The organism is Pseudomonas argentinensis (assembly GCF_001839655.2).
GTDB lineage: Bacteria > Pseudomonadota > Gammaproteobacteria > Pseudomonadales > Pseudomonadaceae > Aquipseudomonas > Aquipseudomonas argentinensis_B.
In genome coordinates, this window is record NZ_CP056087.1 from 3,169,978 (window position 1) to 3,182,641 (window position 12,664).

Genomic DNA, 12,664 nt, shown 5'->3' on the forward strand with positions numbered 1-12,664 from the left:
GCTGATCCAGCTGCTTGCGGGGTCGGACTTACCGCTCCATTTCGATAGCAGGATGCAGGCTGAGCGCAGCCTGCGGATACGGCGGAACAAACAATAGCTTCAAGTACTAAGCGCAGCCGTTCAGCTTGCCGCTTTCAGCTTGAGGCTTGCCGCCGCTTTCAGATGACCTCGATGCCACCCATGTACGGCTTCAGCACCTCAGGCACGCGGATGCTGCCGTCGGCCTGCTGGTAGTTCTCCAGCACCGCGACCAGGGTGCGGCCCACCGCCAGGCCGGAGCCGTTGAGGGTGTGCAGCAGCTCGGGCTTGCCGGTTTCCGGGTTGCGATAACGCGCCTGCATGCGGCGCGCCTGGAAGTCGCCACAGTTGGAACACGAGGAAATCTCGCGGTACTTGTCCTGGCTTGGCACCCAGACCTCCAGATCGTAGGTCTTGGTGGCGCTGAAGCCCATGTCACCGGTGCACAGGGCCAGCACGCGGTACGGCAGCTCGAGCAGCTGCAGCACCTTCTCGGCGTGGCCGGTCAGCTCTTCCAGGGCTTCGAAGGACTTGCCCGGCTCGACCACGTGGACCATCTCGACCTTGTCGAACTGATGCTGGCGGATCATGCCGCGGGTATCACGGCCCGAGGCGCCCGCCTCGCTGCGAAAGCACGGCGTGTGGGCGACGAATTTCAGCGGCAGCTGCTTGGCCTCGATGATCTCGCCGGCAACGATATTGGTCAGCGACACTTCGGCGGTCGGGATCAGGTAGAAGTCGGCCTCGCCCTCACGGCTGATCTTGAACAGGTCTTCCTCGAACTTCGGCAGCTGGCCGGTGCCCTGCAGTGCAGGCGCCTGTACCAGATACGGTGTATAGGCCTCTTCGTAGCCGTGCTCGGCGGTGTGCAGGTTGATCATGAACTGCGCCAGGGCGCGGTGCAGGCGGGCGATCGGCCCACGCAGCAGCGCAAAGCGGGCGCCGGACAGCTTGGCGGCGGTTTCGAAATCCAGCCAGCCGTGCTGCTCGCCGAGGCTGACGTGATCCTGCACGGCGAAATCGAAGGTACGCGGCGTACCCCAGCGGCGCACTTCGACGTTGTCGTCTTCATCGGCGCCCACTGGCACCGACTCGTGGGGCAGATTGGGAATGCTCAGCAGCAGGTTGTCGAGCTCGACCTGGATGGCGTCCAGTTCGCGCTTGCCCTCTTCCAGCTCGTTGCCCATGCGGTCGACGTCGGCCAGCAGCGGCGCGATGTCTTCACCGCGTTGCTTGGCCTGGCCGATGGACTTGGATCGACTGTTGCGCTCGGCCTGCAGTTGCTCGGTGCGGGTCTGGACGGACTTGCGCTGGGCCTCGAGGGCTTCGACGCGGGTCACGTCCAGTTCATAGCCACGGGTGGCCAGACGCTGGGCAATATCGTGCAGTTGGCTGCGCACCAGTTTGGAATCGAGCATTTCAGGTTCTCGTCGATCAGAGTTTGGTTAACGAAAGGCCCGCCCAGGTGGCGAGCAGGCCGCCCAGGACACTCACTGCCACATAGGCCAGGGCCAGCGGCGCCTGGCTGCCTTCCAGCAGGCGCAGGGTGTCCAGGGAAAACGAAGAAAATGTGGTGAAACCGCCCAGCACGCCGACGATCAGCCCGGCCCGAACGGGCAGCGGCACCTCGGGGCGCATCAGGAACAGGCCGTAGAGTACCCCGATCAGCAGGCAGCCGACGAGGTTGACGAGCAAGGTGGCGCCATAAAAATGCTGCGGCCAGTTGGCAGCGACCCAGTTGCCGGTGAAAAAACGCGCCAGGGTACCCAGTGCGCCGCCGACGGCAACCGCCGCAATGGTGACGATCATGACTTTCTCCGTTGCCTGGGGCTGTTGGCATCCTGGTTGGCCAGGTGGGCCAGCTTGTCGCGAATCTTCAGCTCCAGGCCGCGTGGCACCGGCTCGTAGTAGCGCCGCGGCTCGAGGTCCTCGGGGAAGTAGTCCTCGCCGGCCGCGTAGGCATCGGGCTCGTCATGGGCGTAGCGGTATTCGTCGCCGTAACCGAGCTCCTTCATCAGCTTGGTGGGCGCGTTGCGCAGGTGCAGCGGGACCTCTCGGGAGCCATTCTCGGCGACATCGCGCTTGGCGGCCTTGAAGGCCATGTACACGGCGTTGCTCTTCGGCGCGCAGGCCAGGTAGACGATGGCCTGGGCCACGGCCAGTTCGCCTTCCGGACTGCCCAGGCGCTCCTGCACGTCCCAGGCGTTCAGGCACAGGGTCAGGGCGCGCGGGTCGGCGTTGCCGATGTCCTCGCTGGCCATGCGCACCACGCGGCGGGCGATGTACAGCGGGTCGCAGCCACCATCGAGCATGCGTGCGAACCAGTACAGCGCACCATCGGGGCTGGAGCCGCGAATCGACTTGTGCAGCGCGGAAATCTGGTCGTAGAAGGCCTCGCCACCCTTGTCGAAACGCCGCCGCGTATCGCCAAGCAGGTCGAGCAACAGGTCGCTGCCGATCTCGCTGCCGTCGTCGGCCAGATCCGCGGCGTTTTCCAGGAAGTTGAGAAAGCGCCGGCCGTCGCCGTCCGCGGCGCTCCTGAGAATCTCGAAACTTTCCTGGGGCAGCCTCAGGCGCCGCTCGCCCAGCCCCTTGGGCTCGCTCAGAGCGCGCTCGACCAGCTTGCGCAGTGCGGCGTCGTCGAGGCTCTTGAGCACGTAGACCCGGGCGCGGGACAGCAAGGCGTTGTTGAGTTCGAAGGACGGGTTTTCGGTGGTCGCGCCGATGAAGATCAGCGTGCCGTCTTCCACATAAGGTAGAAAGGCGTCCTGCTGGGACTTGTTGAAGCGATGCACTTCGTCGACGAACAGGATGGTACGGCGGCCATACTGCGCCGCATGCTGCTGGGCCATCTCGACGGCCTGGCGGATTTCCTTGACCCCGGACAACACCGCGGAAATGGTCTCGAAATGCGCGTCGGTGACCTGGGCCAGCAGGCGCGCCAGGGTGGTCTTGCCGACCCCGGGCGGGCCCCAGAAGATCATCGAATGCAGGGCGCCCTGCTCCAGCGCTTCGCGCAGCGGCTTACCACGGGCCAGCAGGTGCTCCTGACCGACGTATTCGTCCAGGGTGGTCGCCCGCAAACGGGCGGCCAGGGGCTGGGCGACGGGCGCGCTGCGAAACAGATCCACGACTTACCTACTCTTGAATGACGTCCGCACCCTCGGGGATTTCGAAGCTGAACTGCTTGTCATCCAGAGGCTGGTTCATCTTCACGCTCATGAACAGGATATTGGTGCGCTGGCCGATGCTGTCGATCAGTTGCATGTCGTTCAGCACGCCGTTGCGAAAGGACAGGCGCAGGCTGTCGAACAGGGTGTCCTTGGACTTCGGCTTGAGGATGAAGTCCACCACGCTGCCGCCTTCCTTGAAGGTGATCTCGAAGTTTTCGCGAATCTGCGACACGTCGCCGGACAGCAGCAGCGCCGGGGTATGGGTCAGGCGCTGATCGAGGGACTGGATGGTCACCTGCTCCAGATCCGGGTCGTACAGCCACACCTGCTTGCCGTCGGATACCAGCAGTTGTTCCATCGGCTCGTCGGTGTGCCAGCGGAACAGGCCGGGGCGCTTGAGGGCCAGCTCGCCAGCGGTTTCCTGCAGCTGGGTGCCGCTGCCATCGAGGGACAGCTGGGAAAAGCGTGCGGTGATGGTCTGCGCCTGGTTGAGCAGCTCGGTCAGGCGTTTGACCGCCGCCTCGTCGTCAGCGTGGGCGAACAGGCTGGCCGTGGTGAGAACGGCGAGCAGCATCAGGCGAATCAGGCGCATGGGGATCCTCTGTCAGATTAATCGCGGTTCTGCCCGGGTGCGATGACCTCGCGCGAGCCGTTGGTGTTCATCGGGGTGACGACGCCGGCCATTTCCATGGCTTCGATCATCCGCGCAGCGCGGTTGTAGCCGATCTTCAGCTTGCGCTGCACCGAAGAGATCGAGGCGCGGCGGCTCTCCAGTACGAAGTTGACCGCTTCGTCGTACAAAGGATCACTTTCGCTGTCTTCACCACCCTCACCGCCGCTGCCGCCGTCGAAGCCACCGCCACCGCCCTCTTCCGAGCCGGCGAGAATGTCTTCGTTGTAATCGGGGGCGCCACGCAGCTTCCAGGCCTCGACCACGCGGTGCACTTCATCGTCGGACACGAAGGCGCCATGCACGCGGATCGGCAGGCTGGTGCCCGGCGGCATGTAGAGCATGTCACCGTGGCCGAGCAGCTGTTCGGCACCACCCTGGTCGATGATGGTGCGCGAGTCGATCTTGCTCGATACCTGGAACGCCATACGGGTCGGGATATTGGCCTTGATCAGGCCGGTGATCACGTCCACCGAGGGGCGCTGGGTGGCGAGAATCAGGTGGATGCCGGCGGCCCGCGCCTTCTGGGCGATACGGGCGATCAGTTCCTCGACCTTCTTGCCGACGATCATCATCATGTCGGCGAACTCGTCGACCACCACCACGATGGTCGGCAGCGGCTTGAGCAGCGGTGCTTCGTCTTCCATGCTCTCGCGACGATACAGCGGGTCGGCCAGCGGCTCGCCGGCCTCGATGGCGTCCTTGACCTTGCGGTTGAAGCCCGCCAGGTTGCGTACGCCCATCTTCGACATCAGCTTGTAGCGGCGCTCCATCTCCGCCACGCTCCAGCGCAGGGCGTTGGCCGCCTCCTTCATGTCGGTGACCACCGGGCACAAGAGGTGCGGAATGCCTTCGTAGATCGACAGTTCGAGCATCTTCGGGTCGATCATGATCAGCCGCGCGTCTTCCGGGCTCGACTTGAACAGGATCGACAGGATCATCGCGTTGACGCCCACCGACTTACCCGAACCCGTGGTACCGGCCACCAGCAGGTGGGGCATCTTGGCCAGGTCGGTGATCACCGGCTTGCCGCCGATGTCGTGGCCCAGGGCCAGGGCCACCGGCGACTTGGCGTCGTCGTATTCCGGGGTGGACAGCACTTCGGAGAAACGCACGATCTGGCGGTTCTCGTTGGGAATCTCGATGCCCACCGTGGTCTTGCCGGGAATCACCTCCACGACCCGTACGCTGGTCACCGCCAGGGAGCGGGCCAGGTCCTTGGCCAGGTTGGCGATGCGGCTGACCTTGACGCCAGCGGCCGGCTGGATCTCGTAGCGGGTGATCACCGGGCCCGGATGGATCGAGTCCACCGTGACCTCGACGCCGAATTCCTTGAGCTTGATTTCCAGCAGGTGACCGACGCCGGCCAGGGACTCGGGCGAGTACTCGACCTTCTTGGCCTCGGCCGGGTCGAGCAGCGAGATCGGTGGCAAGGTGCCTTCCACGGCGCTGTCGACGAACAGCGGCACCTGCTTTTCCTTCTGCACGCGCTTGCTCGGCTCCGGCGCCTTGGGCGCGACCGGTGCGGAAATCATCGGTGCCGGGCGGCTTTCGCGTTCGCTCATGTGCTTGTTGAGCGACTCTTCGCGCTCGATCAGGCGTTCCTTGACCTTGGCCTGCTCACGGCGATCCTTGACCACCGGGGCGGCGACCTCGTGCACCCGTTCGTCCACTTCGCGCAGCTGGGCGACCAGTTGCTTGCGATCCTGGCGCGAACTCCACCAGCGATTGACCACGCTCTGCACCAGCTCCAGCAGGTCGAGGGTGATCTTGCCGGTCAGATCCATGACCTTGAACCAGGACAGGTCGGTGAACACGGTCAGGCCGAACAGGAACAGGGCGATGAACAGCAGCGTGCTGCCCTGCACGTTGAGCGCCGCGACGGTCAGTTGCCCGAGGCTCTCGCCCAGCGCGCCACCGGCCGAGGCCGGCATGTTGGCGCCGCTCTGGAAATGGATGTAGGCCAGCGCCGCACCGGACAGCACCAGGAACACCAGGCCGATCAGCCGCCAGGAAAACAGCCAGCCGCTCCAGTGCCAGGGCTCGTGGCGGGCCCGGAACACCTGCAGGGCCTTGATGCCCAGCAGCAGCGGAAACAGGTAGGCGAAATAACCGAGGGCCATGAACAGCACGTCGGCGAACCAGGCACCGGCCCGCCCGGCGGCATTGTGCACCTGCTCGACGTTGCTGGTGTGGGTCCAGCCCGGATCGGCCGGGTCATAGGTGAGCAGCGCCATCCACACGTAGAGACACAACGCCCCAAGAGCGATCAGGGCGCCCTCTTTGAGGCGATATGGCAATTGCTGACGCCAGGCTGGCGCCGGTGCTGTAGAGCTAGAGTTCTTCAAAACGCATCTGTTCCTGCGCTGCTAGCGCGCCGAATGATCGGTGGAGGACGAAACGCCGCCATTGTACGGCATGCCGCCGGTGCGTTGGGGAACCGATCGCCCGGCTGGCTCCCGCTCGTCCCGTGCTTCGGTGTAGCATAGCGGCCACTATTCGTCCGTGCGGCTCAATTTGAGCATGCATTCTCTTTTGTGACAAAGGCTTATGAGGTGTTTTTATGAGCGAAGTCAAGCATTCCCGCCTGATTATCCTGGGCTCCGGGCCGGCCGGTTACAGCGCCGCCGTATACGCCGCTCGCGCCAATCTGAAGCCTGTCATCATCACCGGCATTCAGCCTGGCGGCCAGCTCACCACCACCACCGAGGTCGACAACTGGCCGGGTGACGTGGAAGGGCTGACGGGACCTGGGCTGATGGAGCGCATGCAGAAACACGCCGAGCGCTTCGAAACCGAGATCATCTACGACCACATCCACACCGCCGAGTTGCAGAGCCGGCCGTTCACCCTCAAGGGCGACAGTGGCACCTACACCTGTGACGCGCTGATCATCGCCACCGGCGCTTCGGCCCAGTACCTGGGCCTGCCCTCCGAAGAAGCGTTCGCCGGCAAGGGTGTGTCCGCCTGTGCGACCTGCGACGGTTTCTTCTACCGCAACCAGGTGGTCGCCGTGATCGGTGGCGGCAACACCGCCGTGGAAGAGGCGCTGTACCTGTCCAATATCGCCAAGGAAGTGCATCTGGTACACCGCCGTGACAAGCTGCGTTCGGAGAAGATCCTGCAGGACAAGATCTTCGACAAGGCTGCCAACGGCAATATCAAGCTGCACTGGAACCACACCCTGGAAGAAGTGCTGGGCGACGCCAGTGGCGTGACCGGCGCCCGCCTACGCAGCACCCAGGACGGCAGCACCTGCGACCTGCCCCTGGCGGGCGTGTTCATCGCCATCGGCCACAAGCCCAACACCGATCTGTTCCAGGGTCAGCTGGAAATGCGTGACGGCTACCTGCTGGTCAAGGGCGGCAGCGAAGGCAACGCCACGGCCACCAGCATCGAGGGCGTGTTCGCCGCGGGCGACGTGGCCGATCATGTCTATCGCCAGGCCATCACCTCGGCCGGCGCCGGCTGCATGGCCGCCCTGGACGTCGAGAAATTCCTCGACGACAACTGAGGCTCCGGGCGGGGTAACGCCCGCCCTCCCCCGCTGCGGTCTCGCCCATGCTTACCTGGTTGCAACGCGACTCCCTGACCTTTCCGCCGCTCGACAAGGCGCTGCGCGAACCCAACGGCCTCTTGGCCGCAGGCGGCGATCTGCGCGCCGAGCGGCTGATCGCCGCCTATCGGCATGGCTGCTTTCCCTGGTACCAGGATGGCCAGCCGCTGCTGTGGTGGTCACCGGATCCGCGCACCGTGCTGTTTCCCGACGAGCTGCACGTCTCGCGCAGTCTGCGCAAGGTCATCCGCCAGGGGCATTTTCAGGTGACCTTCGACCGCGCCTTCGCCGAGGTCATCCGCGCCTGCGCGGCGCCTCGCGACTACGCGGACGGCACCTGGATCACCACCCCCATGCAACAGGCCTATATCGACCTGCACGAGCGCGGCGTGGCGCACAGCGTGGAAGTCTGGCAGAACCAGCAACTGGTCGGCGGGCTGTATGGGCTGGCCATGGGCAGGCTGTTCTTTGGCGAATCGATGTTCAGCCGGGCCGACAATGCCTCCAAGGTCGGCTTCGTCAGCCTGGTCGAGCGACTCGAGGCGTGGCAGTTCGAGCTGATCGACTGCCAGATGCCGACCCAGCACCTGCACAGCCTCGGCGCCCGCGCCATCAGCCGCCAGGCGTTCGCCGATTACCTGGCGCGCTTTCTGGATCAGCCCAGCCCGGCCGACTGGCGCGCCGCTGGCGACCGGTGACAGGCGCCCTGGCCCGCAGCTCGGCGCTGGCATACACTGATTCGAGGCCATTCCTGGGAGTCGATCATGACTGAGCTGGCTCGCCTGAAGTTCTACGCCACGCAGCCCCATCCCTGCAGCTATCTGCTCGAGGAACAGGCCACTACGCTGTTTCTCGATCCCAGCCAGCCGATGGACGTGGAGATGTACGCCGAGCTCTCCGAGCTGGGTTTCCGGCGTAGCGGCGATCACCTCTACCGCCCGCATTGCCAGCGCTGCACCGCCTGCGTGCCGGCGCGAATTCCGGCTGCCCGATTCGCCCCCAATCGACAGCAGCGACGCATCCTAAAACGCAATGAATCACTTGAAGTAAAAGCGGTAAGCCCTTCATTCAACGAAGAATATTATCAGCTATATGCGCGCTATATCGAGCAGCGCCACGCCGACGGCGACATGTATCCACCGAGCCGTGAGCAGTTCTCGACCTTTCTGGTGCGCGACCTGCCGTTCTCCTGTTTCTTCGAGTTCCGCGAGCAGGGCCGGCTGCTCGCCATTGCCGTGACCGACGTGCTACCCAATGGCCTGTCGGCGGTCTACACCTTCTACGACCCTGACGAAGAGCGGCGCAGCCTGGGTCGCTACGCCATCCTCTGGCAGATCGGCGAAGCGCTGCGCCTGAAGCTGCATGCCGTATATCTTGGCTACTGGATCAAGAACTGCAGAAAGATGAACTACAAGACCCAGTACCGCCCCATCGAGCTGTTCGTCAATCAGCGCTGGGTCGCCCTGACCTGAAATCGACGATTTTCCTGGCCTTTCGCTGCCGAAACAGAGGCAGCCCCTTGGCGTCAACCCTGGTTTTCAGGCACAATGCTTGCCGCTTTTGCCTGGGGCCAGTTGCGCCGGGCCATTCTCTGGATACCGAGGGCTTTACTGCATGTCGAAAGAAGACAGCTTCGAAATGGAAGGCACTGTCGTCGACACCCTGCCCAACACCATGTTTCGCGTGGAGTTGGAAAACGGGCACGTCGTTACCGCGCACATCTCCGGAAAGATGCGCAAGAATTACATCCGCATTCTGACTGGTGACAAGGTTCGCGTAGAGCTGACCCCGTACGACCTGAGCAAGGGTCGCATCACCTATCGCGCCCGCTAACGGAGCAAGAGCAGGGTTTTCTGCTCTGCTCCCAGCAGCCAATAAAAAGCCCGGCACTCATGCCGGGCTTTTTATTGGCTTATCGCCGTAAGGCAGCGCGGGGCGCCATAAGCACCCCGCCGTACCTCAGGCCATCTCCGCGGTGGTCTCGAACTCGAACGTCAGTTCGCCGTTTTCGAGATTCACATGCACCGTGCCGCCGTGCTCGGAGAGTTCGCCGAAGAGGATCTCCTCCGCCAGCGGTCGCTTGATGCGATCCTGGATGAGGCGAGCCATCGGCCGGGCGCCCATCTGCACGTCGTAACCCTGCTCGGCCAGCCAGTCGCGCGCGGCATCGCTGACCTCGAGCATGACGCGCTTGTCCTCGAGCTGCGCCTGCAGCTCGATGAGGAACTTGTCGACGATGCTCTTGATGGTGTCATGACTGAGGCGACCGAACTGGATGATGGTGTCCAGGCGGTTGCGGAACTCCGGCGTGAAGCTCTTCTTGATCACTTCCATGGCGTCGGACGAGTGATCCTGGTAGCTGAAGCCGATCGACGCCCGCGAGGCGGTTTCCGCGCCGGCGTTGGTGGTCATGATCAGGATCACGTTGCGGAAGTCCGCCTTGCGCCCGTTGTTGTCGGTCAGCGTGCCGTGGTCCATGACCTGCAGCAGCAGGTTGAAGACTTCCGGGTGCGCCTTCTCGATTTCATCGAGCAGCAGTACGCAATGGGGCTGCTTGGTGATCGCCTCGGTCAACAGGCCGCCCTGGTCGAAGCCGACGTAGCCGGGTGGCGCGCCGATCAGGCGCGACACGGTATGGCGCTCCATGTACTCGGACATGTCGAAACGCACCAGTTCCACACCCAGTGCCTTGGAAAGCTGGCGAGCCGCTTCGGTCTTGCCGACCCCGGTAGGGCCTGCGAACAGGAACGAGCCGACCGGCTTGTCCGGCGCCTTGAGGCCGGCGCGCGAAAGCTTGATGGCGGTGGCCAGCGAGTCGATGGCGGCGTCCTGACCGAACACGGTCAGCTTCAGGTCGCGTTCCAGGTTGCGCAGCAGTTCCTTGTCGGAGCTCGAAACGTGCTTCGGCGGAATCCGCGCGATCTTGGCGACGATGTCCTCGACCTGGGGCACGTCGATACGCTTGACGCGCTTGTCCTCGGGCTGCAGGCGCTGGAAGGCGCCCGCCTCGTCGATCACGTCGATGGCCTTGTCGGGCATATGACGGTCATTGATGTAGCGCGACGCCAGCTCCGCAGCAGCGCGCAGCGCTTCGTCGCTGTACTCGATGTCGTGGTGCTGCTCGAAGCGCCCCTTGAGCCCCTTGAGAATGCCGATGGTGTCTTCCACCGACGGCTCTACCACATCGACTTTCTGGAAGCGACGGGCCAGGGCCCGATCCTTCTCGAAGATGCCGCGGAATTCCTGGAAGGTGGTGGAGCCGATGCAGCGGATCTCACCGGACGACAGGGCCGGCTTGAGCAGGTTGGAGGCGTCCATCACGCCGCCCGAGGCCGCACCGGCACCGATGATGGTGTGAATCTCGTCGATGAACAGAATGGCCTGCGGGCGTTTGCGCAGCTCGGTGAGCAGCGCCTTGAGGCGCTTCTCGAAATCACCGCGGTACTTGGTGCCAGCCAGCAGTGCACCGAGATCCAGGGAATAGACCACGCTGTCGGCCAGCAGGTCGGGCACCTGGTTGTCGACGATGCGCTTGGCCAGGCCCTCGGCGATGGCGGTCTTGCCGACACCGGCCTCACCGACCAGCAGCGGGTTGTTCTTACGGCGTCGGGCAAGAATCTGCGCAACGCGCTCGACTTCGTGCTCGCGACCGACCAGCGGATCGATGCGCCCCTGGCGGGCCATTTCGTTCAGGTTGCTGGCGTAGGCGTCCAGCGGATTGCCCGAGGAAGAGGACTCGCCGCCCTCTTCGTCCTGCATTTCCGGGTCGGCCTCGGGGGACGCGCCCTGCCCCGGCACCTTGGAGATGCCGTGGGCGATGAAATTGACCACGTCGATACGGGCCACGCTCTGCTGCTTGAGCAGGAACACGGCCTGGCTTTCCTGCTCGCTGAAGATCGCCACGAGCACGTTGGCCCCGGTGACTTCACGCTTGCCGGAACTCTGCACGTGGAATACCGCGCGCTGCAGCACACGCTGGAAGCCCAGCGTCGGCTGGGTTTCACGTTCTTCGTCATGCTGGGGAATCAGCGGTGTGGTGGAGTCGATGAATTCCTGCAGGTCACTGCGCAGCTTGTCCAGGCTGGCACCGCAGGCGCGCAGCACGCTGGCTGCCGCTTCGTTGTCCAGAAGAGCCAGCAGGAGGTGCTCCACGGTCATGAATTCATGACGTTTTGCGCGTGCCTCCTTGAAGGCAAGGTTGAGGGTGACTTCGAGCTCTCGATTTAACATAGCTTCACCTCATGCCCAAGCGGCCGGCGTTAACCGTCCTTCTCGATTTCACAGAGTAATGGATGCTGGCTTTCCCGCGCGTATTGATTGACCTGCGTGGCCTTGGTCTCGGCGATATCGCGGGTGTAGAGCCCGCACACGGCGCGACCTTCGGTATGCACGGTCAACATGATCCTGGTTGCCACCTCGCGATTGAGGTTGAAGAAGGTCTCAAGTATCTCGACCACGAAATCCATGGGGGTGTAGTCATCATTGAACAAGACCACCTTGTAGAGAGGAGGCGCCTGCAATGCCGGCTTGGACTCCTCGACGGCCAGGTCTGATGAGTCGTCCTCATGCGGTGCGGGTCGATCCTGATTGAATGTTAGTCGAATCTGGCTACTTGCATGCATGCTGGATAAAAGGTTCGTGGAGGTGAATGGAGCGGGCCGCAGAAATAAGACCCGTTTATCGTCGTTTCGTGCGATGCCTTGACTATCGGCAAAAGGGTGTTACAACCAAAGGATACCCCTACGGGGTGAAAGGGCTTGCGTTCACTGGGGATTCCCGTGAACGCTGGATCTAATGTGGATGATACTCCAGCAGTGGGGTTCCTTGCAGAGGGATATCAGCATGCTAAGTGGTAAGGTCAAGTGGTTCAACAACGCCAAGGGCTACGGATTCATCCTCGCCGACGGCCGAGATGAGGACCTGTTCGCCCATTACTCGGCCATTCAGATGGATGGCTACAAAACCCTGAAGGCCGGCCAAGCCGTCAGTTTCGATATCATTCAAGGCCCCAAGGGTCTCCACGCCGTGAATATCAGCGCCGCTCAGGCCCTCCAGGATGTGCCTGCCCCGACAGCCAGCCCGGCACGGGCGACCGCCGTCGGAGCCTGACCTTTCACCTGTTCAACAACCGGCCCCAGTGGCCGGTTTTTTATGGGGCAAGCAGCCGCTCAACGCAATCGACCCGGTGTTAGCGAATGCTTCGAACGACGGAAAACGCATCTTCGCCATGGGCGCGAGCCACTCGCT

The 12,664-nt window shown here is 63.4% G+C and carries 12 protein-coding genes; 5 read left to right on the forward strand and 7 right to left on the reverse strand.

Annotated features, from left to right (window positions below; all coding sequences use genetic code 11):
- Nucleotides 1-158: 158 nt before the first annotated feature.
- The 5 genes from serS to ftsK are packed head-to-tail and all read right to left on the reverse strand — an operon-like array spanning nt 159 to nt 6,209.
- Nucleotides 159-1,436 carry a serine--tRNA ligase gene (serS, locus tag SA190iCDA_RS14050; RefSeq protein WP_070887399.1) on the reverse strand — a complete coding sequence of 426 codons (1,278 nt, stop codon included), beginning with the start codon at nt 1,434-1,436 and terminating at the stop codon, nt 159-161.
- A gap of 16 nt (nt 1,437-1,452) precedes the next feature.
- On the reverse strand, nt 1,453-1,827 hold the full coding sequence (gene crcB / locus SA190iCDA_RS14055) for a fluoride efflux transporter CrcB (protein WP_070887400.1): 375 nt from the start codon (nt 1,825-1,827) through the stop codon (nt 1,453-1,455).
- Nucleotides 1,824-3,149, reverse strand: coding sequence for a replication-associated recombination protein A (locus tag SA190iCDA_RS14060; protein ID WP_070887401.1), 1,326 nt, complete (start codon nt 3,147-3,149; stop codon nt 1,824-1,826). Before SA190iCDA_RS14060 ends, crcB begins: the two co-directional genes overlap by 4 nt.
- A 7-nt stretch (nt 3,150-3,156) precedes the next feature.
- Nucleotides 3,157-3,783, reverse strand: a complete 627-nt coding sequence (gene lolA, locus SA190iCDA_RS14065; protein WP_070887402.1) for an outer membrane lipoprotein chaperone LolA — start codon at nt 3,781-3,783, stop codon at nt 3,157-3,159.
- 17 nt (nt 3,784-3,800) lie between these two features.
- Nucleotides 3,801-6,209, reverse strand: a complete 2,409-nt coding sequence (gene ftsK, locus SA190iCDA_RS14070) for a DNA translocase FtsK (RefSeq protein WP_070887403.1) — start codon at nt 6,207-6,209, stop codon at nt 3,801-3,803.
- A gap of 215 nt (nt 6,210-6,424) precedes the next feature.
- Here ftsK and trxB point away from each other — a divergent pair, with 215 nt between their 5' ends.
- The 4 genes from trxB to infA all read left to right on the forward strand — a co-directional run bounded on the left by trxB (nt 6,425) and on the right by infA (nt 9,250).
- Entirely contained in the window at nt 6,425-7,375 is a 951-nt protein-coding gene (gene trxB, locus SA190iCDA_RS14075) for a thioredoxin-disulfide reductase (protein WP_070887404.1), read from the forward strand.
- Between the two features lie 47 nt (nt 7,376-7,422).
- Entirely contained in the window at nt 7,423-8,115 is a 693-nt protein-coding gene (aat, locus tag SA190iCDA_RS14080) for a leucyl/phenylalanyl-tRNA--protein transferase (RefSeq protein WP_070887405.1), read from the forward strand.
- A gap of 66 nt (nt 8,116-8,181) precedes the next feature.
- On the forward strand, nt 8,182-8,889 hold the full coding sequence (locus SA190iCDA_RS14085; protein ID WP_070887406.1) for an arginyltransferase: 708 nt from the start codon (nt 8,182-8,184) through the stop codon (nt 8,887-8,889).
- Between the two features lie 142 nt (nt 8,890-9,031).
- The gene (infA, locus tag SA190iCDA_RS14090) at nt 9,032-9,250 is read left to right on the forward strand and encodes a translation initiation factor IF-1 (protein ID WP_002553999.1); all 219 of its coding nucleotides are present in this window, start codon (nt 9,032-9,034) and stop codon (nt 9,248-9,250) included.
- Nucleotides 9,251-9,376: 126 nt separating this feature from the next.
- Here the strand turns inward: infA and clpA are convergent, their stop codons facing one another.
- Together clpA and clpS are read right to left on the reverse strand one after the other, a co-directional pair.
- Nucleotides 9,377-11,647, reverse strand: a complete 2,271-nt coding sequence (gene clpA / locus SA190iCDA_RS14095) for an ATP-dependent Clp protease ATP-binding subunit ClpA (RefSeq protein WP_070887407.1) — start codon at nt 11,645-11,647, stop codon at nt 9,377-9,379.
- A gap of 29 nt (nt 11,648-11,676) precedes the next feature.
- Entirely contained in the window at nt 11,677-12,039 is a 363-nt protein-coding gene (clpS, locus tag SA190iCDA_RS14100) for an ATP-dependent Clp protease adapter ClpS (protein ID WP_070887408.1), read from the reverse strand.
- Nucleotides 12,040-12,259: 220 nt separating this feature from the next.
- On the opposite strand from clpS, the gene cspD reads away from it, so the two are divergent.
- Nucleotides 12,260-12,526 carry a cold shock domain-containing protein CspD gene (gene cspD, locus SA190iCDA_RS14105; RefSeq protein WP_070887513.1) on the forward strand — a complete coding sequence of 89 codons (267 nt, stop codon included), beginning with the start codon at nt 12,260-12,262 and terminating at the stop codon, nt 12,524-12,526.
- The last annotated feature ends 138 nt before the right edge of the window (nt 12,527-12,664 follow it).

Excerpts from the sequence above, each read along its gene's own strand:
- serS (WP_070887399.1), bottom strand. The coding sequence starts at position 1,436 with ATGCTCGATTCCAAACTGGTGCGCAGCCAACTGCACGATATTGCCCAG.
- crcB (WP_070887400.1), bottom strand. The coding sequence starts at position 1,827 with ATGATCGTCACCATTGCGGCGGTTGCCGTCGGCGGCGCACTGGGTACC.
- lolA (WP_070887402.1), bottom strand. The coding sequence starts at position 3,783 with ATGCGCCTGATTCGCCTGATGCTGCTCGCCGTTCTCACCACGGCCAGC.
- trxB (WP_070887404.1), top strand. The coding sequence starts at position 6,425 with ATGAGCGAAGTCAAGCATTCCCGCCTGATTATCCTGGGCTCCGGGCCG.
- aat (WP_070887405.1), top strand. The coding sequence starts at position 7,423 with ATGCTTACCTGGTTGCAACGCGACTCCCTGACCTTTCCGCCGCTCGAC.
- SA190iCDA_RS14085 (WP_070887406.1), top strand. The coding sequence starts at position 8,182 with ATGACTGAGCTGGCTCGCCTGAAGTTCTACGCCACGCAGCCCCATCCC.
- infA (WP_002553999.1), top strand. The coding sequence starts at position 9,032 with ATGTCGAAAGAAGACAGCTTCGAAATGGAAGGCACTGTCGTCGACACC.
- clpA (WP_070887407.1), bottom strand. The coding sequence starts at position 11,647 with ATGTTAAATCGAGAGCTCGAAGTCACCCTCAACCTTGCCTTCAAGGAG.
- clpS (WP_070887408.1), bottom strand. The coding sequence starts at position 12,039 with ATGCATGCAAGTAGCCAGATTCGACTAACATTCAATCAGGATCGACCC.
- cspD (WP_070887513.1), top strand. The coding sequence starts at position 12,260 with ATGCTAAGTGGTAAGGTCAAGTGGTTCAACAACGCCAAGGGCTACGGA.